The following is a 25,345-nucleotide window of genomic DNA, read 5'->3' as shown; positions in this document are numbered from 1 at the left end:
CACCTTCTCCGATTGCAATCACAATAAATCTGTGAAGGTAGACTTACAAAAATTTTATATTTAACTAGTTCCATCCCATCATTCATCCGTCTACTTCATCTACCAAAAAGCAGTTACGTTCATTCAAATAAACCGACTTAGCCGATAATGTTTAAAATAAATCCATTAACTCTACATATCCGATAGACCCAAACAACAGAACTTCCCCATCTTTCTCAATGACTGGGATCATCAGCATATACTGCTCATGCTTCTCATCATTCCACTCAATATCGATCGTCGTCCAAGTAAGCGGAAAGTCTTCTTGTACAAGCTTCATCATAGACTCCGCTTCGTCACATAAGTGACACCCTTTTTTCGTATAAAACTGCACATGCATGAAAAAGCACCTCGACTCTCCATTTTCTTTTAGTATAAAAGAAAGAGGAGGCCATGCAAATGATTTGCAAGCCTCCTCCTGTTCATTACCAACTACGGCCTCCTCCGCCGCCGCCACCGGAGCCGCCACCGCCTGAGAATCCACCGCCAGAGCCGCCGCCGAATCCGCCGCCTCCACCGAAGCCACCGCCGCCGAACGAGCCCGGGAAAAAGACGGGACCACTTCTGCTTCTTCCGCGTCCTCCACGACCACCTCCACCGCCGCCGCGACCACCGGAGAACATGCCGATAAGGACGATGATGATGAAAATGACGACAGGCGCCGGAATGCCTAAGCCAGAGTCACCACGTTCAAGTGGTTGAACGTCAGCCAACTCACCATTCCAGCCGTATTCCTTAGCAATCTCGTTGTAATACGATTTGTACGCTTCCATAATGGCAAGGTCGGGTTGCTCATTCTCTAGATACGGTACCGCCACTTCATCCATGATGCGACCGACTTTCCCGTCCGGCAACGCACCTTCTAACCCGTAACCCGTGGACAACTCAAAATGACGATCATCTTCAGAATTCGGCGTAGTCGTCACGACGAGCAACGCACCGTTATTTTTGTCCGCTTTCCCGAGTTTGTATTCTCGTAGTGCATCGACCGCGAACTGTTCAATCGGCTCGTCACCAATACTCGGCAACGTCAATACGACGAGCTCGGCAGTCGTTCCTTCATCCAACTGTTTACCGAGCCGATTCAATTCTGCTTTCTGCTCGTTCGATAAAATCCCAGCACGATCTTGGATATATTGATCCGCCGCATTCCACGGAGGGATGTCAGCTGCGAACGTCCCTCGTGGAAGAATAAGCAAAACGAGACAAGCAGCTAAAAGGAAGCTGACGGTCCGACGAATCAATCTTTGTCATCTCCGAAATCAACTTCAGGCGCTTCATTCGCAGCTACATCCGCTTTAAAATATTCCTTCTCATCAAAACCAAACATCGACGCGACGAGTCTACCTGGGAAACGTTTCGTCTGCTTATTGTAATCAGCTACGACAGTATTGTAGTCTTGTCGGGCAACTGCTATCCGGTTTTCCGTACCTGCCAACTCATCCATCAATTGCGTAAAGTTCTGATTCGCCTTCAAATCGGGATAATTCTCCACAACAACGAGCAATCGGCTCAACGCACTCGACAACTCAGAATCCGCAGCCGCCTGCTCTTCCGGTCCACTTGCACCCGCAAGCTTTGCACGCGCCTCCGAAATTTGCGTCAGCACTTCCTTCTCATGACTCGCATATCCTTTCACCGTATTCACCAAGTTTGGAATCAAATCCAACCTCCGCTGCAACTGATTCTCCACTTGCGCATACGACTGATCCACATTCTCCTCCAGATTGACAAACTTGTTGTAACTCGGCACGAAAATAAGACCCAGTACAACTACAATTGCAATGATAATGCCAATCGGTCCAAGTAATTTCTTCATCCAACCACTCCCTTATTTACTCATAGTTCCATACCCTACATCGCCTGCTTACTAAACGTGTCCTTATCCACCATAAGCCTATGTTAGAAATGCACTTTTCAAACCAATGATTCAGCCCTCTCCAGGAAAGTTTCGTTGTCAAACGCAGTATACTTCGTATTTTTTAGCAAAGACGATTTGGTCAATGAACTTGGAACGCTCCTATTTCCGTTATCACCGATTCTAGGCGTGTTATCACCGATTCGGAGCACGTTATCACCGGTTCTCGGTCGTTATCACCGGTTCGGCACACGTTATCACCGTTTCTCCCACGTTTATCACCGATTCTTCTTTTTCACGATGTTTCCCTTAAATGAGAACCGTTAATCTGTCAAAACCCATTCAGCGCGATTCATTATTCCATCACACAAAGAAACCACCCACGTTTATGGAGCAAAGACAGTTTGCAAATGCGGCATGCTTCCTTCATACGCCGCATATTTCATCGGAACGTGGCATACTTCTTCAAAACGCCGCATTACTTAGCCGTTTGCCGCATAACACGGCAGAACTCCGCATTACTTAGCCGTTCGCCGCATAATCCAGCAAAACGCCGCATATCTCTCTACTGTCACTTAAACGAAAACCATTAATTTGTCAAAACCCATTCAGCGCGATTCATTTAATCCATCACACAAAGAAACCACCCACGTTTATGGAACAAGAACAGTTTGCAAATGCGGCATGCTTTCTTCAAACGCCGCATATTTCATCGGAACGCGGCATACTTCTTCAAAACGCCGCATAACTCGGCAGAACTCCGCATTACTCAGCCGTTCGCCGCATACTGCGCCAGCTCTCCCATAAAAAAGCATAAAAAAACTGCAGACATACAAAGTATGCCTACAGCCTAAGTTAACTTATTCCCTTACTTCAAATCTTTCATGTCACTGCGCGTAATAATATGGTCGATCAAACCGTATTCCTTCGCACGTTCAGCCGTCATGAAATTATCGCGGTCCGTATCTTTCGCGATGACTTCAACCGGTTGGCCTGTACGCTCGGAAAGAATTGTGTTCAACTTCTCGCGAAGGAACAAAATGCGTTTCGCAGCGATTTCGATTTCTGTCGCTTGCCCTTGCGCACCACCGAGTGGTTGGTGAATCATCACTTCGGCATTCGGTAACGCGTAACGCTTTCCTGGCGTACCCGCCGTCAATAAGAATGATCCCATTGAAGCCGCCATACCGATACAAATCGTTTGGATGTCCGGCTTGATGAATTGCATCGTATCGTAAATTGCCATGCCAGCCGTAATGCTTCCGCCTGGGCTATTAATGTAAATCGATACGTCTTTTTCTGGATCTTCCGCTTCCAAGAATAGTAATTGTGCAACGATGGAGTTTGCTACGTTGTCATCAATTGCGCTCCCTAACATAATAATACGGTCTTTCAATAAACGAGAATAAATATCGTAAGCGCGTTCTCCTCGTGTTGTCTGTTCAATAACTGTTGGTATGAGATTCATCCTATTTCCTCCTTTTGACTGGATCGAAATTATCGTTCTGTTGAAATCTTTTATTCAACTGTACATCTATCATACATACTATGGTCAATTAAGGTCAAATATTACGCATTCAGCAATCGTCTCGTCAACAACTGTAAAAACGTCCATAGCACGACAATACCGATTCTCCCTACTTTATTCTGCCTAGACTTCATACATTCCCCACTTACTCGCATGTTAGACAACCGCACAAAAAATAAGTCTTGCAATCAAGCCGCGCTATTTGTATAATGGGACTTGTCTGCTACAAGCAGTAGCGCATAATATGCCCTCGTGGTGCAACGGATAGCACGTAAGATTCCGGTTCTTGAGATGTGGGTTCGATTCCTGCCGAGGGCGTAAACGTATAAAAAACCTGTAAATGGCCCTGCCTGTTTACAGGTTTTTTTGTCCAAAGGAACAGCCGTTTCACAACAATCGAAACGGCTTTTTCTTTTAGTTTTCTTTTTCTACAAGTGCAGTTAGGGTTTCGATCGCTTGCTCTTCATCATTGCCTTCAGCAATTAACGTCACCGATGAACCTCTTGCAATCGCCAAACTCATGACACCCATAATACTCTTCGCGTTCACTTGACGTTCTTCCTTCTTCAGAAACACGTCAGATGTAAATTTATTCGCTTCCTGCACAAACAATGCAGCTTGTCTTGCTTGCAATCCAGTCTTCATTTTCACTTCTACTGTTTTTTCTGCCATTCGCACTAGACTCCTTTCGTCTTCACATTCTCAATCAGTTCAAAATGCCACCAACACGCAGATTTTCTGCAATCTCTTCGATTTTCCGTAAACGGTGATTGACCCCAGATTTACTAACCGTCCCACCTGAAACCATTTCACCAAGCTCTTTTAATGTAATGTCTTGATGGGTGATCCGCAAATGGGCAATCTCTTGTAGGCGTTCAGGTAATTGATCCAACCCGATCGTATTCTGGATGAATTTTATATTTTCAACTTGGCGTTGTGCCGCTCCAATTGTTTTATTCAAATTGGCCGTTTCACAATTCACAAGACGGTTCACACTGTTTCGCATATCCCGCAAAATCCGTACGTCCTCGAACTTCATGACGGATACGTGCGCACCCATCAAGCTTAGAAAATCGGAAATCTTCTCCGCTTCCTTCAGATACGCGATATACCCTTTCTTCCGCTCAATTGACTTGGCATTCAAATGGAACAGATTCATCAGCTCCACTAGCGCTTCACTATGTTCCTTGTAAAACGAGAAAATCTCCAAATGATAAGAAGATGTCTCCGGGTTATTCACCGACCCGCCAGCCAAAAACGCTCCGCGCAAATAAGACCGCTTACAGCATTTCTTTTTAATTAACTCCGGGACGATTTCATTGTTAAACTGAAACGTTCCTGTCAGGATATACAAATCCTCTAGCAACTGCTTAGCGCCTTCGCGAATACGGCATATGTACACATTGTTCTTCTTCAACCGCATTTTCTTCCGGACTAACAACTCCACTTTATAAGGATATAGCCTTTTAATATTCGAATAGAGCCTCCGCGCAATGGCAGCATTTTCTGTCTGTACATCTAAACTTAACTGTTTGTTGGAAAACGAAAGGGCACCATTCATGCGAATAAATGCAGCAATTTCAGCTTTCACACAACAAGCACTCGTTTCAATTTGCGTCAATTCCTTCTTCACTTCTGCTGCAAAAGACATGACATTCCCCCCTTTCTCGGCGACAATCAAGTCTACTCGCTAACGTTTGGTTGCTCCATATAGCCGATGACCCAAGACGCAACCTTTTGGGCATCATGAATCATTCGGCCATCTACCATCGTTGAAATATCTTTTACGACAATGTTCGGCACAAGGTCTTTCAACGCTTCAATATCATTTTCGACAGGGAGTTGTACATCGGCCCCTTCATCATGCGGATAAATACGTTCCACATCCGTGTCATTTAACAGCACGGTATCGATGAATTCGCTTCCAGCATGCTCATACAACGCTTTCACATGCTCGGAGGCTGTATACTCGAACGTCTCTCCTGCTTGCGTCGTCAAGTTATTAATATAGACCTTTTTCGCGCGGCATGCGAGAACAGCGTCTCGTATGTCCCTTACAAGTATTGTCGGTAATATGCTTGTATATAAGCTACCCGGCCCGAAAATAATCAGATCCGCTTCTTCGATCACTTTCACCGTTTCAGGTAGCGGCTCAACTTCTTGAGGCGATACATACACTTTTTGAATTTTCCGTCCGTATACCGGTATTTTTGACTCACCGGTTACAATTGTGCCATCATCGAGCTCCGCATGCAAGGTGATTCTTTGGTTTGCTGCAGGTAATACTTTCCCTTTAATGTTCAGCACTTGCCCCATCTTTTCAACCGCACCGGCAAAATCACCCGTAATGTCGGTCAATGCAGCAAGCATAAGGTTTCCAAGAGAATGTCCCTTCAAATCATCCGAAATCGAAAACCGGTATTGAAACATCTTTTCAATTAACGGCTCCACTTCTGACAGCGCTGCCATCACTTGACGAATATCACCAGGCGGTGGAATATCGTACGCATCCAACAACCTACCCGAACTACCACCATCATCCGCCACAGTGACAACTGCTGTTAACTCTACAGGGTACTTTTTCAATCCTCGAAGCAATGTGGACAATCCGGTCCCGCCTCCAAAGACGACTATTTTTTTCTCTCCCCCGGATTGCAACATAGCGTTCAACCCTTTCTCTTCTCTACATCACGATGTGTAATAATTGTTTTATACTCTTCCTTGAACCGAGCACCGAAAAATTCTGCGAGTGTAACGGAACGATGTTGTCCTCCTGTACAGCCAAATGCAATGACAACTTGGGATTTCCCTTCGTTCTTATATTGAGGAATAATGAATTTAAACAGATCGGACAGCTTCTCGATCAGCACTTGCGTATCATTCCATTTTAGCACATATTCATAGACTTCTTTATCCAAACCCGTTTTCGGCTTTAATTCATCGATGTAATACGGATTTGGCAAGAAACGAATGTCAAAGACGACATCTGCGTCAATCGGCATCCCATGTTTGAAACCGAATGACATAAAGTTCAGTGAAAAGCCTGTATCGCCTTTCGATGAAAACGTGGACATAATTTTCTCACGCAATTCTCGTGGTTTTAGTTGAGATGTATTGTAAATGGACCGCGCACGACCGCGCAACTCCGAAAGCAATGCCCGCTCTTTTCGGATGCCCGTCAATGGCAAGCCACCTTCAGCGAGCGGATGAGACCTTCTCGTTTCCTTGTACCGTCTAACAAGTGTCTCATCATTCGCTTCCAAGAACAGCAGCTTGACCGTTACACCATCCATTTGAATCATGTCATCCAATGCACCGATTAGCGAATCGAACAAGTCTCCGCCCCTCGTATCCATCACCGCTGCAATCCGTCTCATCTTGTTTTCGGATTTCATCATTAAGTCAATAAACGTAACAAGCAACTCTGGCGGCAAATTATCGATACAATAAAACCCGAGATCCTCGAAACTTTGCATCGCCACAGTTTTCCCCGCACCAGACATCCCCGTAATGATGACCAATTCCACGTCGCTATTCGGTAATTCGTTCTCCATTGTCGTCAATCACCTTCCATCGAGTTTTGCAAACGTTCGTCCAACAGTTCGAACTCTTCTGTATAATAAAATGTACCATATTGCACGCCAGATTGGGAGACTGCAAATAACAAGTTTGCCCGATCGCCTTCCGCCATAGGCAACGTTTCCAAACTTTCAACCGGATGCCACTCCAGCAACCCTTCCCGATTCGACTCATATGGCGTCCCCGTCAAATCGTGCGCAACGAACGTATACAACATCCATTCATTCAACAACGCCTTCGTATCCGGATCCACAATCATCATCGTATAGATCCCCTTCACATGCGGTTTCACAGGCACTGCACCCGTCTCTTCCTCAAACTCCCGCACCGCCGCTTCGTAAATGGACTCCCCAGAATCGATCTTTCCACCTGGAGCAACATACCAATCACGTCTCGGTTTCTTCAACAACAGCACTTGATTGTTTTTGACTACAAGTAAATTAGCAATTCTTTGCATTTAAATATCCTCTCTTTTTTCAACACGCGTACGTACAGTATACTATGTTTTTCAACCAAACGACAAAAAAAAGAAGACCACCCACCGGTAAACCGGTAGATAGCCTTAACAACTTGCTATATCAAAAAGGGGGGTCAAATTGATACTCTTACTATAACCCATCTGTATTGCAGAACCATTACAACAATATTAAGGTTGCATTAATGTTATTACAACTGCCAGAGATTCCAGTAACATAACTACTTTCTGCAATTACTAGCTTTAAAAACCTCTTTTTTTAATCGCGTCATGGCGGGAAGCTTCCGACTTACATCCCGCCCGCGTACCCTCACGCAAAATATTCCTCCTGCGCGCTGTTGCGTTCGTTCACCTTTTCAATCGGATAATTTTCACCCAATAACCAGCTTGACATCCCCAATGTAAGCCTGCTTATGCCCAAAATAGTCCCCCCGCCACCCACAAAAAAAAGCAAGAACGGAAACACCCTCTCCGTCCTTGCTCATTTCTCTTCTTATACTTCCGCTAATTTCTCAGCGAGTTCTTCGATATACTTTTGGCATGCTTGTGCAGCGATACTACCATCACCAGTTGCTGTAACAACTTGGCGAAGCATTTTCTGACGCACGTCACCAGCAGCGTAAATGCCCGGTACGGACGTCTCCATGTCTTCGTTCGTCACGACATAGCCGTGTTCATCCAAGATGCCAAGATCTTTAAACGGTCGTGTTAACGGATCCATACCGATATAGATGAACATACCTTCTGTTTCCATTTCTTTTTCTGTTCCGTCCACTGTTGACACGAGTGTAATGGAACCGATTTTGCCGTCTTTGTCGTTCACTTGCTTCACCGTTGAATTCCAGATGAAATCAATTTTTTCATTTGCAAACGCACGGTCTTGCAAGATCTTTTGTGCACGCAACTCATCACGTCTATGGATAATCGTCACTTTGTTAGCAAAACGCGTCAAGTATGCACCTTCTTCAACAGCAGAGTCTCCTCCACCGATAACGACGATGTCTTTTCCTTTGAAGAACGCTCCGTCACAAACTGCACAGTAGCTCACGCCGCGTCCAGTCAGTTCTTTCTCGCCAGGAATGCCCATCTTACGGTATTCCGCACCTGTCGTAATAATGATCGCACGTGCTTTATATTCTTTTCTTCCTGAAATGATTGTTTTATAACTTTCCCCGTCAATAATTTCGGAAACGTCACCGTATGCATATTCCGCACCGAACGCTTTCGCGTGGTCAAACATTTTCTTCGAAAGATCCGGTCCTAAAATCGTTTCAAAACCAGGATAGTTCTCAATTTCTTCTGTGTTTGCCATTTGTCCGCCCGGAATTCCGCGCTCTAGCATTAATGTTGATAAGTTTGCTCTAGATGTATACACTGCGGCAGTCATCCCTGCAGGACCAGCGCCGATAATAATGACGTCATAGATTTTCTCAGTTGTCATCGTTCTTCCTCCTCCATTACATATACCACTGTTCAAATCGTATAAGATTTCAAGGAGCCATTCAATTTTTTTGCTTGCATGAAATAAATGACTTTTTCTCCTTATTGATTAAAATGTGGAAGAAATTCGATCAATTCATTCACATATTTCGTCAACGTCTGAGGCGAAATGCCATACATGCGGGCGATGGCCGTTTTCGTCACGCCTTTATAGCGCGATGACTGGAACATGTAATCGGCAGCCGCCGCCAACGCTTTCGGATTGCGGAAGTGATATGCGCGTTGCAACCCGACTTCACATAGGGTAAACCACATTTGGAATAAATGCGTCCCTTGTTTGTCCAGCGGTTTGTACTCAGCGTACAATAAATCCGTCGCTTGCACTGCTCGTAAGAAAGACTCATCAAATTCATTCACAATCGTGAATTCATAGTCGAGGCTATGTGCTAAAAACAACTGTTCCATGACGGAAAGCTTGTCCAAGTCGATGTACGCAGGATGGGAAATAATTTCTTGCTTATGGCCCGACTTGCCAAGCAAATAAAAGCCAAGTAGACGCTCACTTCGATATTTGTTTCCGATTTTACTTAACAAAAACTCGCGATCTTGCTCATACGATTCCGGCTTTACGGATGAATGAACATCTTTCCAAGGCTCTAGCCCTTCCTTACTTGGATCGAGTTCAACGAGTTTTTCATATGCATCCTTTGCAACTTGCTCATTTCCTGAGAAATAAGCCGAATGGGCAAGCCAGAAATAATAGCCCGCATCCCCTTCAAAACCTTTTTTCTGCAAGCTGCGCAACCAGCCATATGCTTCCTTATGTTTACCAACTAACGCAAACGTTGCACCTAATTTATAGCGATGGACGAATTGGTACGGCTTGATTTTCAGTAACAAATCGAGCATTTGATCCAATTCCTTTTGATCTTTTTCATAATAATAAAAGACGGCGAGATTGCATAACGCATGGATGTTGCCTTTGTTTTTATCCAACACGTCATACAGCAATTCCTTTGCCGGCTCGATGTTGCCGACATAAAAATAGGCAAGCGCCAAATTGTTATAAGCCGCCCAAAAATCCGGATAGTCGATAATGATCGCTTCCAAGATTTTAATCGCCTCTTCAAAATCACCGGATTCCATGGAACGTCGTGCTTTCTCCTGCAAGAAATACACTTCGCCATCGGGCATTTCTTCGTCTTTGAAAAACGCCTCTTCTTGTTCCGCGAAGTCGATGATTTCCATCGAATCGTCCGCAAGCGGGCCGTCCGGTGCTAACGCAATGTATTTTTCAGCGTAAATTTTCGCATCACGAAGAAGCCCGAGGTGAGCGTGGACTTCCGCCAAATAGAAAATAATATCCTCTTCTTCCGGGTCTAAACCATGGGCAGCCGCTAAAATTTCATACGCCTCTTCAAACATGCCTTGCTCCATGACAAGAATGCCGAATTGCATGAGAATGAGCGGATCATTCGGACTTAACTCGACCGCCCGTTGTAAATATTTATGTGCTTCATCATAGCGTTCGCGTTGCATCGCTTTGACGCCTTTATGATAATAAAATTCACCGTCAGGAATAAATGAAATCACTTTTTTGTCGATGTTCTTATGTTTTTTGTCCAATCAAATTCCTCCGAAAAAATTAGAAGGAACGCATAAAACGTTCCTCCCAATCAACTTGCCTTATTATAACATAAGTTTACGAACCGTCACTCTATTTCTGTTAGTCTTGCAGGTTACGAGAGGAAGCCTGTTTGCGCGCCTCCATCTGTTCCGCCGTATAGATGATCCGGACGGGATTCCCTCCCGCCAATGCACCTGCAGGAATATCGCGGTTTACGAGTGAAGCGGCCGATACAATCGCCCCATCGCCAATTTCCACGCCTGGCAAAATTGTCGAGTTCGCCCCGATCATGACCCGGTCTCCGATGACCACATCGCCAATCCGGTATTCATCAATCAAATATTCATGCGCAAGAATTGTCGTATTAAAGCCGATAATTGTATTGTCCCCTACTTTGATGCGCTCAGGGAACATCGTATCCGGCATAACCATAAGCGCAAACGACGTTTTATCGCCAATTTTCATCCTCAAAAACGTTCGGTAGATGAAGTTCTTCAAAGGGATGAAAGGCGTATACCGGCCGACTTGAATGAAAAAGAAGTTTTTCGCGACTTTCCAAAAAGACACCGTTTGGTAAATGTGCCAAAGCGAATTCGCATCGCCTTTCGTACGGTACCGTTCCGTCCTTCTCACACTTTTTCACCCTGTGTAATTGGAAGAAGATCGCTAATATGCTGCAACACATAATCCGGTTCCAGCGAACGGATAAACGCTTCTCCTTTTAACGACCAAGCAACACCAGCAGTCCGCACACCCGCATTTTTGCCCCCACCAATATCATGGGTATTATCCCCGATCATAAGTGCTTCCTCGGGTTTTGACCCTAACCGCTCCAATGCGAGCAACAAAGGCTCGGGATCAGGCTTGGGTCGTTGCACATCATCTAATCCGATGACGGTATCAAAGAAATCCTCCAGCCCCATGAGTTGTAATCCTCTCATGACCATATTGTTTCGCTTCGTCGATACAATCGCCATTTTCATGCCATTCTCTTTTAATCGTTGCAACGTTTCGGACACCCCGTCGAACTCTTTTACGAGTTGGTCGTGGTTCGCCAAGTTCCATGTCCGGTATTCTTCAATCAATACATCTGACAAATCAGCGTCAACCGTATCAAATGACTCTTTCAATGTTGGACCCATGAACGGCAAAATATCCTCCCGCGTATATTGCCCTGGATAACGGCTGTTCAACACTTGCTCAAACGATTGTATGATCAGCTCATTCGTATCGAGTAACGTTCCATCAAAATCAAATAACAAAGTCGTAATATTAGCCATTTAGCACCGTGACCTCCTTCAGTTTCCTTCGTTCGTTCCGCTTCCAAATGACCGCCACAGCAATCGTTAAGACAAACGCTGTCACGAGCCGGATCAGTAATAACGGTAACACTGGAATTCCGAGTGGAATGAATATTAACGTATCCTCCACGACGGCGTGACAGGCAATGAGGAAAATGAATGCAAGTGTCGCATCCTTTTTACTGACGCCATCCTCTTGCACCGCTTGAATCATCACACCTGCCCCATACGCCAATCCAATGACCAAACCGGCTACCAATGTCATCGAAGCATTCGGTTGCACACCGATCACTTTCGTGAAAGGAGCAAGTTTCTCGGAAAACTTCTGCAAATACTGCCGGTCTTTCAAAAACTGCACAAAAATCATTAACGGAATGACAATCATCGCAAGCTGCAGCACACCGAATGACGCTTTTTGCAAACCAAGCAAACCGATTGCCAGCCACCCTTCCGGTGCAGCAACAACTTCAGGTGCTATGCCGTATTTTGCAATCTCCCCGCCACCGTTCCAGAACAAATTAATAACAATTCCTGAGAACGCCGCCAATCCGAACCGTACGACAAGCACAACCCACAGCTTGACGCCAACTTTCAACGCCACCCCGGTTTCAATGAAAATATTATGCGCAAAGCTGAGCATCACCGCTAAGATGAACACTTCTTTCACAGTCAACTCAAGCGATAAAATCCCTGCAATCCCCGCATATAAATTGAGCGCATTCCCGAGCACTAACGGAATTGCCGCTTCCCCGCTCAATCCAAAAATGCCCATGAAAGGGGAAACAAGCTTCACAATCCAAGACAACACGGGTGTATGCTGTAAAATGACGAGCAACAACGTAATCGGGAATATAATCTTCCCTAACGTCCACGTCGTCTTCAACCCCGCTTTCAACCCATTCCTCAACGTCTCCATGTCCCCAACCCTCTTTTATTTATCTTGATAATGCACGTTCACTTTTTTAATGAACCTTCTGTAGATGAACATCGCTACCGCAAACACAATCGCCAAAATGGATACGATTTGCGCAGCACGTAAATCGCCGCCATACAAACTGTCCGTCCGCATCCCTTCAATGAAGTAGCGGCCGATCGAATACCACGTCAAATAGAAGAAGAACATCTCTCCGCGTTTCAAACGCACTTTCCGTAATAAAAGAATAATGATCAATCCGACAACATTCCATAACGATTCATACAAAAATGTCGGATGGTATGTAACGCCCTCGATCGTCATTTGTTGCATAATCCAATCAGGAATCCACGTATTTTCCAAGAACGACTGCGAAACCGGTCCACCATGCGCTTCTTGGTTAATGAAATTCCCCCAACGTCCAATAATTTGGCCAATCAAAATACCAGGCGCTGCAATGTCGGCCACTTTCCAAAACGAAATGCCTTTCCGCTTTGTATAGACATATGTCGTCAAAAATGCACCGATTAATGCACCGTGAATCGCGATGCCACCTTCCCAAATCTTGATAATATTAGCAGGATTGTCCTTATACGAATCCCACGAGAAAATGACATAGTAAATCCGCGCACTAATAATGGCGATCGGAACAGCCCAAATGAGCAGGTCTGTTAAAAAGTCAGGATGCATCCCCCGCTTCACCATTTCCTTTTGCACGACGATAAACGCCAAAATAATCCCTGTTGTAATTAATATCCCATACCATCGTATAGGAATCGGCCCTAACTTGAACGCAGTCGGGTCAATTGCTAGTAAATCAAACATTCGTTCACTCGATCCCCTCTATGTCAGATTTCGTCGTTTCATCATGAATTGCCGCATCTAATTTCTTTGAAAACGCCTCTGCAGCATTAATGCCCAATCTTTTCATGCGGTAATCCATTGCCGCCACCTCAATGATGACCGACAAGCTCCGTCCCGGCCTCACCGGTACCGTCAACTTCGTCAATTCGGAATCAATAATCTTCATCTTCTCCTCATCGATGCCTAAGCGGTCATAAATCTTTTCCGGATCCCACACTTCTAAATCGACGACCATGAGCACGCGTTTATCGTCCTTCACCGCACTCGCACCAAATAACGTCATCATGTCGATAATGCCAACGCCACGAATTTCAAGCATATGCCGCAAAATCTTCGGCGGATTGCCAATGAGGACATTTTTCGCAACTTGACGAATTTCGACCGCATCATCCGCAACGAGCCGATGCCCCCTCTTCACGAGCTCCAGCGCCGTCTCACTTTTCCCCACACCGCTTTTCCCGGTAATCAACACCCCGATGCCATACACATCGACCAACACACCATGGACCGTTGTCATCGGAGCGAGCCTACCTTCAAGGAAATTCGTCAGCATTCCCGAAAATCGCGTCGTTGCGCTATCCGTCTGTAAAATAGCAATATTGCGTTTCTCCGCAACTGCCATCAATTCTTCTGGACATTCCATCTGATGCGCAATAATGAAAGCAGGTGTATCAGGCGAACATAACCGTTCCATACGGTCCACCCGTTCTGCTGCCGTCAGTTTATAAAAGAAGGAGAGCTCTGTTTTCCCTAGCAATTGTACACGGGAAGCTGGATAAAAATCGAAATAACCAGCCATCTCAAGACCCGGACGTGAAATGTCACTCACTTCAATCCGTCGGTCAATCCCTGCGTGGCCACCAAGCAATTCAAGTCCAAAACGTTCTTGGACATCTTTCACCGTCACAATCGACATCCTCTCGCCACCTTTTCATATCAATCTGTCTACGCACCATTTTACCACGAACTGCTCCATTTTAAATGAATTCAATTCGAACTTGTACACTTCTTACCCCTTCCATTCTATATAAGAAGTAAGGAGGGAATAACATGACGATACTACTAATTGACGCAGGACACGGACCAGACACACCTGGTAAACGCTCACCCGACGGCCTTTTACGCGAATTCACCTTCAATGCCGCCGTCGCCAATTTAACGAAGCAACATCTAATCGCTAAAGGCATCACCGTTCGATTTGCTCACAATAAAACCCGAGACGTTCCACTTACAGAACGGACCACCTATGCTAATCGCCAACAAGTTGCAGCCTTCATCTCCATCCACGCCAACGCATACGGCAACACATGGAATGCAGCGCAAGGAATCGAAACGTATATCTATCCAACCGCCGGTACCCAAACCCAATTGCTCGCAAATCTATTGCACACATCATTACTCACCGCCTGCAACCGAAAAGACCGCGGCATCAAAAAAGCCAATTTCGCCGTACTCCGCGAAACCACCATGCCCGCCGTTCTACTCGAATGCGGCTTCATGACAAATCGAGAAGAAGCCCAATTGCTCTTAGATCCGAAATACCAGCAACAATGCGCCAACGCCATCGCATTCGGCGTGTTAGCATGGCTGTACCGTTTAGATAAAGGTTAAGAGCGGATTGGTATAAGCATGGAACTGGATTTAACATAAAGTAATTTTGACTTACTTGGACGAGGGTGGCTCGCTACAATGAAACGACAAAAAAGTAAAGCCAGGCGAGCACATCACCTTAGTCATACAACTCACCCTCAACCAACCCTTTTTATTTGCCAAAACCCATTCAGCGCGACAATAACCGTCCCACATATACAACTCCCCGCGATAAAATCAACTTCAACAACAGCATAACTTCTTCAAACTCCGCATATTCAAGTCAAACGCGGCATACTTCCGTCAAACTCCGCATATCCCTCGAGAACGCGGCAAAAGTCGCTCAAACGCCGCATAACTTCTCCATTCGCCGCTTATCCAAGCAAAACGCAGCATTCCCCTAAAACTCGACGTCACTTTAAGTAATACCCCCACCAATAATCAGCCCATTTTTAGATTGTCAAAACCCATTCAGCGCGACTGTAACCGTTAAAATAAACAACTCCCCGCGATAACAACAACTTCAACAACAGCCTAATTTCATCAAACTCCGCATACTCCCGTCAAACGCGGCATACTTCCGTCAAACTCCGCATATTCCAGCCAAACGCGGCATAATTCCTTCTATCTCCGCATATCCCTCCAGAACGCCGCAAAAGTCGCTCAAACGCCGCATAACTTCTCCATTCGCCGCATATCCAAGCAAAACGCCGCATTCCCCTAAAACTCGACGTCACTTTAAGTAATACCCCCACCAATAATCAGCCCATTTTTAGATTGTCAAAACCCATTCAGCGCGACAATTACCGTCTCACATATACATCTCCCCGCGGCAACAACAGCATAACTTCTTCAAACTCCGCATATTCCAGTCAAACGCGGCATATCCCTCCAGAACGCGGCAAAACTCACGCATTCGCCGCATAACTTCTCCAAACGCGGCATAATCCACTCAAACTCCGCATATTCCAATCAAATCACCGCATTTCCCTACAAACAAAAAAGCCTGAAGAGTCGTCATACAAGACAACTCTTCAGGCTACCCATACTCATTACGAATGTTTCACCGTATAGCACACAATGACAGAACCGGACTTCGCTTCTCCAATCAAATGAAGTGGCGTTGCATCCCCTTCAACATCTTTCTTGAAACGGACAGCACGTTGTAAAAACTGCTCCTGCTCCGTTGTTTTATTAATGTCATGCAACTGCAGATCTAAGCGTCCCATGTTCGTCGAAATTTCGCCATTAAGCGGAACATCCGATGGAATGTATAACTCGACAGATCCACTCACCGTTCGTGCTTCCACCTTTTGTGCGGCTTGATCGGTTGTTGTTACGACGACATGGCCGTTCAACGACTTCGCTTCTACATCTTTTAATTTCCCTAAAATGTATACGCGTCCATTAATCGTTTCCGCTTCGAGCAAGCGGCCTGTACTTTCATTCACACGGATCGATCCATTGGCTGTTTCCAATTCCGCCTCATCAAATTCCATACGCTCAATGTCCACTTTTCCGTTTGCTGTTTTTGTATATAAACGGTCGACGGACAAATCTTTCAAATTAAAGCTTCCATTCAATAATCGTGCAGAAATTTTGTCGAGCTTCTTCTTCGGCACAAACAAATCAATGTTCACTTGGTACAACTTCAAATCGCTCAAAAGGCGAAGTTTCCCTTCATCTTGTACAAAAATTAATTTATCCAGGAACTCCTTTTTGACCTCTTCTTCGGATCGGTTGTTAAACGCCTTGACCGTAAATTCTGCCCGGATCTCTGTTGCATCCGTCGGTTGGACAATGACACTCCCGTGATCCACATCGATGAGAATTTCAGACAAATCCGTTCCCTGCTTCACAATTGAATGATGGAAAGTGGAACTTCCACCAAACGGCGAATCGAAGTCGAAACCTTTCATGCGGTCGACAGTCGTTTGCATGAATTGCATGAAACGGTCGCCTACTGTTACAAAATCTTTGCGGATATCTTCAATGAATTCATCCATAGAAGGATTTTTGTCTTTTCCTCTTTTTGTCGTGTGCGCAGCATCCTCATCGTGAACCGATTCCGAATGCGCAGTTTGCTGCACATCTACGTGACCGCTCTCTGCCGTCGACTTGTTCTCTAACTTCTCCAATAACGTCAAGGCCTCATCCATTGAAATGGTCCCGTTTTCTAGCATGGTCAATATACGTTTGCGTTCGTTTTGCATCATTTCCGCCTCCTAAATTGGTATGCCTAGGTTTTTCTTTACAAGAGCCTTCCGTCAAAGCAAGTGTTCGAGACTCTCACGTTTCATAGCTATATATACGAAAGAGTGTGCAGAAGGTTTCATCTTTCTATACTTGTGCTTGCTCGATTTTGTCTTTCATCCGTTGCTCATCGCGCTCTAAGATTGGCTTCAAATAGTGGCCTGTATACGATTTTTTCGAGCGTGCCACTTGTTCCGGTGTCCCTGTGGCAATAATTTGTCCACCTTTATGTCCGCCTTCTGGCCCTAGATCGATAATGTGGTCCACGGTTTTAATGACATCTAGATTATGCTCAATGACAAGAACCGTATTCCCAGAATCAACAAGTCGTTGCAACACTTTCAGCAACTTTTCTATGTCATGGACATGCAAACCTGTTGTCGGTTCATCCAAAATGTAAAACGATTTGCCGTTTGACCGTCTATGCAATTCGGATGCGAGTTTCACCCGTTGCGCCTCGCCACCTGATAACGTCGTTGCCGGTTGTCCAAGTTGGACGTACCCTAAGCCAACATCGACAATCGTTTGTAGTTTGCGACTGATTTTCGGGATGTTTTCAAAGAAGACGAGTGCATCTTCAACCGTCATCGACAGAACATCTGCAATATTTTTGCCTTTATACGTCACTTCAAGCGTTTCACGGTTGTATCGTTTCCCATGGCACACTTCACACGGCACGTAAACATCCGGCAAGAAGTGCATCTCGATTTTAATAATGCCATCGCCGTGACAAGCTTCACAACGTCCGCCCTTCACATTGAAGCTGAAACGACCTTTCTTATACCCACGTACTTTCGCTTCGTTCGTCATCGCAAACACATCACGAACATCGTCAAACACACCGGTATACGTGGCCGGGTTGGATCGAGGCGTCCGCCCAATTGGAGACTGGTCGATTTCAATGACTTTCTCCAATTCTTCAAGCCCCGTCACAGATTTAAATTGTCCCGGTTTCTGCTTGGAACGGTTCAACTTTTGGGCAAGCACTTTGTATAGCACTTCATTCACCAACGTACTTTTCCCTGAACCTGAAACGCCCGTCACCGCAATGAATTGACCTAACGGAAAGTCCACATTCACATTTTTCAAGTTGTTCTCGGACGCCCCTTTAATGGAAACGACCCTTCCATCCGATTTCCGTCTTTCTTGCGGAAGCGGGATGAATTTCTTGCCACTTAAATACTGACCTGTCAATGAGTTCGGGTCATTCATCACTTCAGTCGGCGGACCTGCAGCAACAATCTGTCCACCAGCAGCACCAGCCCCCGGACCAATGTCAATTAAGAAATCAGCCGCCATCATCGTATCTTCGTCATGTTCGACAACGATGAGCGTGTTGCCGATATCCCGCATACTTTGCAACGTACCGATGAGACGATCATTGTCCCGCTGATGAAGACCGATCGACGGTTCATCCAAAATGTAGAGAACACCCGTCAAACGAGATCCAATTTGCGTCGCAAGCCGAATCCGCTGTGCTTCACCGCCTGACAACGTACCCGCTGCTCTTGATAACGTCAAATAATCAAGCCCTACATTGATAAGGAAGCCGAGCCGCTCCTCAATTTCACGTAAAATGAGTCTCGCAATCTGCATATCCTTCTCAGAAAGGACAAGGTTTTTGAAAAACGCATCAGCATCTGTAATTGAGAGTGCCGTCACCTCACCGATATGGCTACCATTCACTTTGACGGCTAGCGACTCTTCCTTTAATCGATAACCGTTACACGTCGGACAAGGGCGTTGTGCCATATACTTCTCCATCTGCTCGCGGATATAATCCGAAGACGTCTCCTTGAAACGGCGTTCAACATTCGCTAAGACACCTTCAAAATAAATGTTGTTCACGCGTGTATTGCCAAATTCATTCGTATATTGGAATTTAATCATTTCGTCTTTTGAACCATGCAAAATGATGTGTAAATCTTCATCCGCCAACTCACTCACAGGCACATCCATAGGAATATTGAAATGCGTACAAACTGTCTTCAATAACTCCGGATAATATTGTGAACTCGTTGGAATCCAAGGAACGATTGCACCGTCCGCCAGTGTCAATGCGCGATCGGGAATGACAAGGTCCGGGTCCACTTCCAACTTCGTTCCGAGCCCATCGCACTCAGGACATGCACCAAACGGACTGTTGAAGGAAAACATCCTCGGCTCAAGCTCTCCAATCGAAAATCCACATAACGGACAAGCATGATGCTCGCTAAACAGCAATTCCTCTACATCGATGACGTCAACGATAACTGTCCCTTCTGCCAATCGGAGTGCGGCTTCAAGCGAATCACTCAACCTCGACTCAATGCCTTCCTTTACGACAATTCGATCAATGACGACTTCGATCGTATGCTTTTTGTTTTTATTCAACTCAATATTGTCATCGAGGTCTATCACTTCTCCATTTACACGGACGCGGACATAGCCCTCTTTTTTAATGTCTTCCAACAGTTTGACGTGCGTACCTTTTCTGCCCGAAATAACAGGTGCAAGAATTTGCAGACGGGATCGGTCTGGCAATTCCATAATCCGATCGACCATTTGTTCAATTGTCTGCGATGTAATTTCTGTCCCATGCACCGGACAAATCGGTTTTCCGATACGGGCAAACAACAAGCGGAGGTAATCGGATATTTCCGTCACCGTACCGACTGTCGACCGAGGATTCCGGCTCGTCGTCTTTTGATCAATCGAAATCGCAGGTGACAAGCCTTCAATGACATCCACATCCGGCTTGTCCATTTGCCCTAAAAATTGCCGTGCATACGCCGACAATGATTCTACATACCGTCTTTGCCCTTCCGCGTAAATCGTGTCAAAAGCAAGTGATGATTTCCCCGATCCCGACAGGCCTGTCATGACGACAAGCTGGTCGCGCGGAATTTTCACATTAACATCTTTCAAATTATGCGCTCGGGCCCCTTGAATAATAATCTCCGAATTCTTCATCGCGTTTTCACCTTTCAGCCTTCAATTCTAGTATCGTATCCCGTAATTGTGCTGCACGTTCGAAGTCTAGCGCTTTCGCTGCCTCTTTCATTTCTTTCTCCAATGTGACAAGTAGTTTCGCCTTGTCGTCCTTCGACAACGGCTTTCCTTTCGTCACTTTATCCATAAAGGATGGTTCTCCTGCTTCCGCAACTTGAGTTGCCCGGATCACATCCCGTACTTTCTTCTTAATCGTCGTCGGCGTAATGCCATGTTTTTCATTGTACGCCATTTGGATTTCACGTCTTCTCGCCGTCTCATCAATCGCTTTTTTCATTGAATCGGTATAACGGTCTGCATACATGATGACTTGCCCTTCTGAGTTCCGGGCAGCCCGGCCAATCGTCTGGATCAAAGACCGTTCCGAGCGCAAAAACCCTTCTTTATCTGCGTCAAGAATCGCGACAAGGGATACTTCAGGAATATCTAGCCCTTCCCGCAGTAAGTTAATGCCGATCAACACGTCATACGTTCCTAAACGCAGTTCCCGTATAATCTCAATCCGTTCCAACGTCTTCACTTCTGAGTGCAAGTATTGCACTTTAATGCCAATATCTTTTAAGTAGTCCGTCAAATCTTCAGACATTTTCTTCGTTAACGTAGTAATCAATACCCGTTCATCCCGTTTTGTACGCTCATTAATTTCATCGATTAAATCATCAATTTGCCCTTCGATCGGACGTACTTCAATGAGCGGATCGAGCAATCCTGTAGGACGAATGATCTGCTCGACCATTTCCGGCGTATGCTCAATTTCATAAGGACCAGGTGTAGCGGATACGTAGATCGCTTCGTGGATGTACCGCTCGAACTCTTGAAACATAAGTGGCCGGTTATCCAATGCAGATGGAAGCCGGAAGCCGTGATCGACCAACACTTGTTTACGAGCTTGGTCACCATTGTACATCCCTCGAATTTGCGGCAATGTGACATGACTTTCATCGATGACAATGAGGAAATCATCAGGAAAATAATCGAGCAATGTAAAGGGTGTCGCACCAGGTGGTTGCAACGTTAAATGCCTAGAGTAGTTTTCAATCCCTGAACAAAAGCCCATTTCGCGCATCATTTCCAAGTCATAGCGTGTTCGTTGTTCCAACCGCTGTGCCTCGAGCAGCTTATCTTCTTTTCGCAACACTTTCAGTTGCTCTTCCAATTCAATTTCAATATTGGCAATCGCCTTCGTCAACTTTTCTTCACCGGTGACAAAGTGGGAATTCGGGAAAATCGCTACGTGTTCCCGTTCACCTAGAATCTCCCCTGTTAATGCATCCACTTCTCGAATTCGGTCAATTTCATCCCCGAAAAACTCGATTCGGATGCAATGTTCATCTTGTGAAGCGGGGAAGATTTCAACGACATCGCCTCTTACACGAAACGTTCCGCGTGTGAAGTTAATGTCATTTCTTGAATATTGATTATCGACAAACCGTCTTAATAATTCGTTCCGTCCAATTTCCATGCCTGCACGAAGAGAGACGACATGTTTCCCGTATTCTTCCGGCGAACCTAGACCGTAAATGCATGAGACGGAAGCAACGATCAGCACATCATTCCGTTCGAACAAAGAAGAGGTAGCGGAGTGACGCAATTTATCAATTTCATCGTTAATCGTTGCGTCTTTTTCGATATACGTATCGGTATGCGGAACGTACGCTTCCGGTTGATAGTAATCATAGAAACTTACAAAATACTCTACTGCATTATTTGGAAAAAATTCTTTGAACTCACTATATAATTGCCCTGCGAGTGTTTTGTTATGCGCGATAACAAGTGTTGGTTTGTTCACTTCTTTTATCACATTAGACACAGTAAACGTTTTACCCGTTCCTGTTGCCCCTAATAATGTCTGATGCTTTTTCCCTTCATTAATACCGCCAACCAATTTAGCAATGGCGGCCGGTTGATCGCCTAGCGGTTCATATGGCGCATGCAAGTCGAATGTTTGGTCCATGTCATTCCCTCCCCAAGATCATTATTGATTACCTCTAGTTTACCATAGAGTTTCACGAGTCGAAAGAAATAAGGGAACATGTGTTTTAAAACTCGATCTGTTGACAAACGCTCACATCCGTTTTTCAGGACAGTACTTCTCCAACTTAGACTCCCTTTAACCGACAAACATTTTTAATCTGGTTGAGAATTACGACGCCAAAGGAAAGCATCTCATGCGATGAGGACTTTTGCTTCCATTTGTTTTAAGATGCTGGCCTATTTGACGAAGAGAGCACCGGCTGAAGGGTTAAATGACACCACTGTCTTAAGAAATATCCAGTTGATTGGAGTGCAGGGCGGCGACTCCTGGGGGATCAGCGCAGCGTTGGGAGCAAGGATGCCTTAATTTCCGCAAAGAACGCAGAAATACGGCAAAGCGAACCCTCTGCTGTTCGCTTGGCTGAGGGCAAGCCCCCCGGAAAGCGTCCGCCTGGAACGGAAATCAACATTATCCAGCCTCCTATACAAATAAACGCACCCTTTATCTGCAAAAAAAAACAGGCTGCTCCGATAGTTTCCTACCAGGCAGCCCGCTTTTTATTTATTAATCGTCTTCCACTTTCAACAGTTCATCCGTAAGCCTTTTAAAAGACTTTTCGTCATTTTCATCGAGTGCGAGATCAATCAGCTCCAAGAGACGGCTTTTCGTCTGTTCGCGATGAATGTGACTTAGAAACAAATCCATATAGATATCATTTAGCAATCTTTCAGCTTGTAGCGAAGAACTGTTTTTTCCCACGGCTTTTAAGAAATCGGCATATGAATAATTGTTTTCCATCTCCCTCACCCCTGATGCCTTTTTTCTATTATACATAATTTCGCTATTCAGTTGCAAGGATTTTGAGAATATTCTATTTAATTTTTAGTTTGCTAGTCATTGTTCTGCTTTCTGCTTTGTCGATGACCGGATTGTCAATTCAGAAATGAGGACGACGATGACCGTTACAATAATTGCGGTTGTGGATAAACCACTTGCAAAGACGGCTGCTAGGAAAACCGCGACAGCTTGGATGCGTTGCACAACGCTTACTGTTTTGCGAATGGCAGGCGTCCGTTCATCTGTTGCCGCGGGAAATAATTGATCCATCCGGAATTCATCTCCAGCACGCAATGCATGAACCAATTGAATCGACGTCGCGAAAGCTAATGCTCCACTAAAAATGTACATGACAATTGGGAAAGGAATGAGAACGACACCCGCAACAGACAATGCGGTGAGTCTTACCCATAACCAGAATGTATCGTCGGTCCGGATTAACGTTCTTCTTAGCAAATAGCGTTGCGAAGATGTCCGTTCAAACGTTGCTGGCCGCATGAGAAAGCCGAGCCATGCCCGTCGACTGATCGAGCCTTTTAAATGGGGCACATCCGTGAAATAATTAGCGAATCGATAAAAACGCATCATTCGATTTTGTTCAAGCGTAATGAAGTGATCGTATGGAAAAGGTTTTACAGCACTTCTTTTCTTCCAAAGTACATAATAGAAAGCCATGAGCAAACCGACGAGTGGAATAAAAATCGGAAACCCTGCAATCGTTACATACAACAACAATGCCGCTAACACAAAGCGGATGAACCGGTCTTTCCACACACCTTCACCCGCGCTCGCATGGCGATAATGATATTCCGTCTCAACATATAGCCATTTCACAAGGAGTATTACAACAGCCGTCAAGTAAAATTGAGGCTTACCCGCAACTCCCGTTGCCGCCAATAACGGTACGACAATAATGAATAAAATCAGTGGAATTGGCAGTTGTGTAATAAACGTGAAACGCAAAGACTTATTCAAGTACAACATTAGCTTCTTTTCCATCGGTAAGAAAAATACACGATCTGCAGGCTTCAACAACGTGACAGGCGAACCCATCGATAAGGCAAAACCGATGAGCAACGCGGATAAAATAGCTGCCGGGAACGTTTCAGGCACTTCTTTTAACCATTCGCTGTACGCATAGCCACCTGCTCCGATTGTAAATAGCAGCACAATTGCGAGATGACCTGTAAACACAAATTGCATGTAGCGCTGAAGTTCAGACATGTAATGAACAAACCGATTGCTCCATATGTCACGAATGCTGTTCATAATCTTGTTCCTCAGTCATTGAAATATACAACTCGTCCAATGTTGCTTTCGGACGGTTGAATGCCTTTCTCAAATCGTCCATCGTTCCTTGCGCGCGCACCCGTCCGTTGTGTAAAACAATAATGCGATCGCAATACTGTTCTGCTGTCGGAAGAACGTGTGTCGACATGAGCACGGATGCCCCGTTCGCTTTTCGTTCCGTAATTTGCTGAAGTAATGAACGGATACCAATCGGATCCAATCCGACAAACGGTTCATCGATAATATACAGCGACGGTTCCACTAAAAAAGCGCACATAATCATCACTTTTTGGCGCATCCCTTTTGAGAAATGGGACGGGAACCAGTTCAACCGCTTTTCCATCATGAACTCTTTTAACAACATTGCTGATCGTGCTTCAAATACTTCTTGATCGAGCCCATACGCCATCGCAGTCAGTTCAAGGTGTTCTCGCAACGTCAGCTCCTCATACAAAATAGGCGTTTCAGGTATATAGGAGAATGCTTTCCGATAGTCTTCAGGGTTGTCACTAAACGTGACCCCGTTCACTTTTATGTCCCCTTCATGAGGATTCATGAGTCCGATAATATGTTTAATGGTTGTACTTTTCCCGGCTCCATTCAAACCGATCAAACCGACCAGTTCGCCTTCACCGATTTCAAATGATAGTTCGTGTAAAACAGGTTTACGTGTATAGCCACCTGTTACGTCTTGTACTTCGAGAATTGCCATATCCATCCTCCATTCTTGTACTCATTTTACCAAACATCCAATCGAAATGCTTTGTCCAACTTTCACTTGTTAA

24 protein-coding genes and 1 tRNA gene are annotated in these 25,345 nt (G+C 45.2%); 3 read left to right on the top strand and 22 right to left on the bottom strand.

Going from position 1 to position 25,345, the window contains the following annotated elements:
• Positions 1-151 precede the first annotated feature (151 nt).
• The 3 genes from NRI27_RS07375 to NRI27_RS07365 all read right to left on the bottom strand — a co-directional run bounded on the left by NRI27_RS07375 (position 152) and on the right by NRI27_RS07365 (position 1,858).
• Positions 152-379, bottom strand: coding sequence for a glutaredoxin family protein (locus tag NRI27_RS07375; RefSeq protein WP_371390128.1), 228 nt, complete (start codon positions 377-379; stop codon positions 152-154).
• Positions 380-464: 85 nt separating this feature from the next.
• Complete coding sequence (locus NRI27_RS07370) at positions 465-1,283, bottom strand: TPM domain-containing protein (RefSeq protein ID WP_371390127.1); 819 nt, start codon at positions 1,281-1,283, stop codon at positions 465-467.
• Positions 1,280-1,858, bottom strand: coding sequence for a LemA family protein (locus tag NRI27_RS07365; protein ID WP_371390126.1), 579 nt, complete (start codon positions 1,856-1,858; stop codon positions 1,280-1,282). Before NRI27_RS07365 ends, NRI27_RS07370 begins: the two co-directional genes overlap by 4 nt.
• A gap of 135 nt (positions 1,859-1,993) precedes the next feature.
• Here NRI27_RS07365 and NRI27_RS07360 point away from each other — a divergent pair, with 135 nt between their 5' ends.
• Entirely contained in the window at positions 1,994-2,224 is a 231-nt protein-coding gene (locus NRI27_RS07360; RefSeq protein ID WP_371390125.1) for a hypothetical protein, read from the top strand.
• 541 nt (positions 2,225-2,765) lie between these two features.
• Here NRI27_RS07360 and clpP read toward each other — a convergent pair.
• The gene (gene clpP / locus NRI27_RS07355) at positions 2,766-3,365 is read right to left on the bottom strand and encodes an ATP-dependent Clp endopeptidase proteolytic subunit ClpP (protein WP_317946872.1); all 600 of its coding nucleotides are present in this window, start codon (positions 3,363-3,365) and stop codon (positions 2,766-2,768) included.
• A gap of 306 nt (positions 3,366-3,671) precedes the next feature.
• On the opposite strand from clpP, the gene NRI27_RS07350 reads away from it, so the two are divergent.
• Positions 3,672-3,743, top strand: a tRNA-Arg gene (locus NRI27_RS07350).
• Positions 3,744-3,839: 96 nt separating this feature from the next.
• On the opposite strand, the gene NRI27_RS07345 is transcribed toward NRI27_RS07350, so the two are convergent.
• The 12 genes from NRI27_RS07345 to hprK form a co-directional block, all read right to left on the bottom strand.
• Positions 3,840-4,097, bottom strand: a complete 258-nt coding sequence (locus NRI27_RS07345; protein WP_317946873.1) for an HPr family phosphocarrier protein — start codon at positions 4,095-4,097, stop codon at positions 3,840-3,842.
• 34 nt (positions 4,098-4,131) lie between these two features.
• Positions 4,132-5,076 (bottom strand): DNA-binding protein WhiA, encoded by a 945-nt coding sequence (whiA, locus tag NRI27_RS07340; RefSeq protein ID WP_317946874.1) that lies wholly within the window; start codon positions 5,074-5,076, stop codon positions 4,132-4,134.
• Positions 5,077-5,108: 32 nt separating this feature from the next.
• Positions 5,109-6,086 carry a gluconeogenesis factor YvcK family protein gene (locus NRI27_RS07335; RefSeq protein WP_371390124.1) on the bottom strand — a complete coding sequence of 326 codons (978 nt, stop codon included), beginning with the start codon at positions 6,084-6,086 and terminating at the stop codon, positions 5,109-5,111.
• A 5-nt stretch (positions 6,087-6,091) separates the two neighbouring features.
• Positions 6,092-6,979, bottom strand: coding sequence for an RNase adapter RapZ (gene rapZ / locus NRI27_RS07330; RefSeq protein ID WP_317946875.1), 888 nt, complete (start codon positions 6,977-6,979; stop codon positions 6,092-6,094).
• Between the two features lie 5 nt (positions 6,980-6,984).
• Complete coding sequence (locus NRI27_RS07325; RefSeq protein ID WP_317946876.1) at positions 6,985-7,461, bottom strand: NUDIX domain-containing protein; 477 nt, start codon at positions 7,459-7,461, stop codon at positions 6,985-6,987.
• A 511-nt stretch (positions 7,462-7,972) separates the two neighbouring features.
• Positions 7,973-8,920: a thioredoxin-disulfide reductase gene (trxB, locus tag NRI27_RS07320; protein WP_317946877.1), complete on the bottom strand. Its 948-nt coding sequence runs from the start codon at positions 8,918-8,920 to the stop codon at positions 7,973-7,975.
• A 101-nt stretch (positions 8,921-9,021) separates the two neighbouring features.
• The gene (locus tag NRI27_RS07315) at positions 9,022-10,545 is read right to left on the bottom strand and encodes a tetratricopeptide repeat protein (RefSeq protein WP_371390122.1); all 1,524 of its coding nucleotides are present in this window, start codon (positions 10,543-10,545) and stop codon (positions 9,022-9,024) included.
• Positions 10,546-10,645: 100 nt separating this feature from the next.
• On the bottom strand, positions 10,646-11,179 hold the full coding sequence (locus NRI27_RS07310) for an acyltransferase (protein WP_317946879.1): 534 nt from the start codon (positions 11,177-11,179) through the stop codon (positions 10,646-10,648).
• On the bottom strand, positions 11,176-11,826 hold the full coding sequence (ppaX, locus tag NRI27_RS07305) for a pyrophosphatase PpaX (RefSeq protein WP_371390121.1): 651 nt from the start codon (positions 11,824-11,826) through the stop codon (positions 11,176-11,178). Before ppaX ends, NRI27_RS07310 begins: the two co-directional genes overlap by 4 nt.
• Positions 11,819-12,763, bottom strand: a complete 945-nt coding sequence (locus tag NRI27_RS07300) for a nucleoside recognition domain-containing protein (protein WP_371390120.1) — start codon at positions 12,761-12,763, stop codon at positions 11,819-11,821. Before NRI27_RS07300 ends, ppaX begins: the two co-directional genes overlap by 8 nt.
• 15 nt (positions 12,764-12,778) lie before the next feature.
• Positions 12,779-13,585, bottom strand: coding sequence for a prolipoprotein diacylglyceryl transferase (lgt, locus tag NRI27_RS07295; RefSeq protein WP_371390118.1), 807 nt, complete (start codon positions 13,583-13,585; stop codon positions 12,779-12,781).
• Between the two features lie 4 nt (positions 13,586-13,589).
• Positions 13,590-14,540, bottom strand: a complete 951-nt coding sequence (gene hprK / locus NRI27_RS07290) for an HPr(Ser) kinase/phosphatase (RefSeq protein WP_371390115.1) — start codon at positions 14,538-14,540, stop codon at positions 13,590-13,592.
• A gap of 134 nt (positions 14,541-14,674) precedes the next feature.
• Between hprK and NRI27_RS07285 the strand changes: the two genes are divergently transcribed.
• The gene (locus tag NRI27_RS07285) at positions 14,675-15,235 is read left to right on the top strand and encodes an N-acetylmuramoyl-L-alanine amidase family protein (RefSeq protein ID WP_371390114.1); all 561 of its coding nucleotides are present in this window, start codon (positions 14,675-14,677) and stop codon (positions 15,233-15,235) included.
• 1,031 nt (positions 15,236-16,266) lie between these two features.
• Here the strand turns inward: NRI27_RS07285 and NRI27_RS07280 are convergent.
• From NRI27_RS07280 to NRI27_RS07255, 6 genes are all read right to left on the bottom strand, one after another.
• Entirely contained in the window at positions 16,267-17,427 is a 1,161-nt protein-coding gene (locus NRI27_RS07280) for a DUF4097 family beta strand repeat-containing protein (RefSeq protein WP_371390113.1), read from the bottom strand.
• Positions 17,428-17,554: 127 nt separating this feature from the next.
• Positions 17,555-20,419, bottom strand: coding sequence for an excinuclease ABC subunit UvrA (uvrA, locus tag NRI27_RS07275; protein ID WP_371390112.1), 2,865 nt, complete (start codon positions 20,417-20,419; stop codon positions 17,555-17,557).
• A gap of 7 nt (positions 20,420-20,426) precedes the next feature.
• Positions 20,427-22,412, bottom strand: coding sequence for an excinuclease ABC subunit UvrB (gene uvrB / locus NRI27_RS07270; RefSeq protein ID WP_371390111.1), 1,986 nt, complete (start codon positions 22,410-22,412; stop codon positions 20,427-20,429).
• A 585-nt stretch (positions 22,413-22,997) separates the two neighbouring features.
• Positions 22,998-23,231, bottom strand: coding sequence for an IDEAL domain-containing protein (locus NRI27_RS07265; RefSeq protein ID WP_317946263.1), 234 nt, complete (start codon positions 23,229-23,231; stop codon positions 22,998-23,000).
• 96 nt (positions 23,232-23,327) lie between these two features.
• Positions 23,328-24,539 (bottom strand): ABC transporter permease, encoded by a 1,212-nt coding sequence (locus NRI27_RS07260; RefSeq protein WP_371390110.1) that lies wholly within the window; start codon positions 24,537-24,539, stop codon positions 23,328-23,330.
• Positions 24,523-25,272 (bottom strand): ABC transporter ATP-binding protein, encoded by a 750-nt coding sequence (locus NRI27_RS07255; RefSeq protein ID WP_371390109.1) that lies wholly within the window; start codon positions 25,270-25,272, stop codon positions 24,523-24,525. Before NRI27_RS07255 ends, NRI27_RS07260 begins: the two co-directional genes overlap by 17 nt.
• Positions 25,273-25,345 lie beyond the last annotated feature (73 nt).

This window comes from Sporosarcina sp. OR05, assembly GCF_041414805.1.
Classification (GTDB): Bacteria; Bacillota; Bacilli; order Bacillales_A; family Planococcaceae; genus Sporosarcina; species Sporosarcina saromensis.
This window is presented reverse-complemented; position numbering and strand designations above follow the sequence as displayed.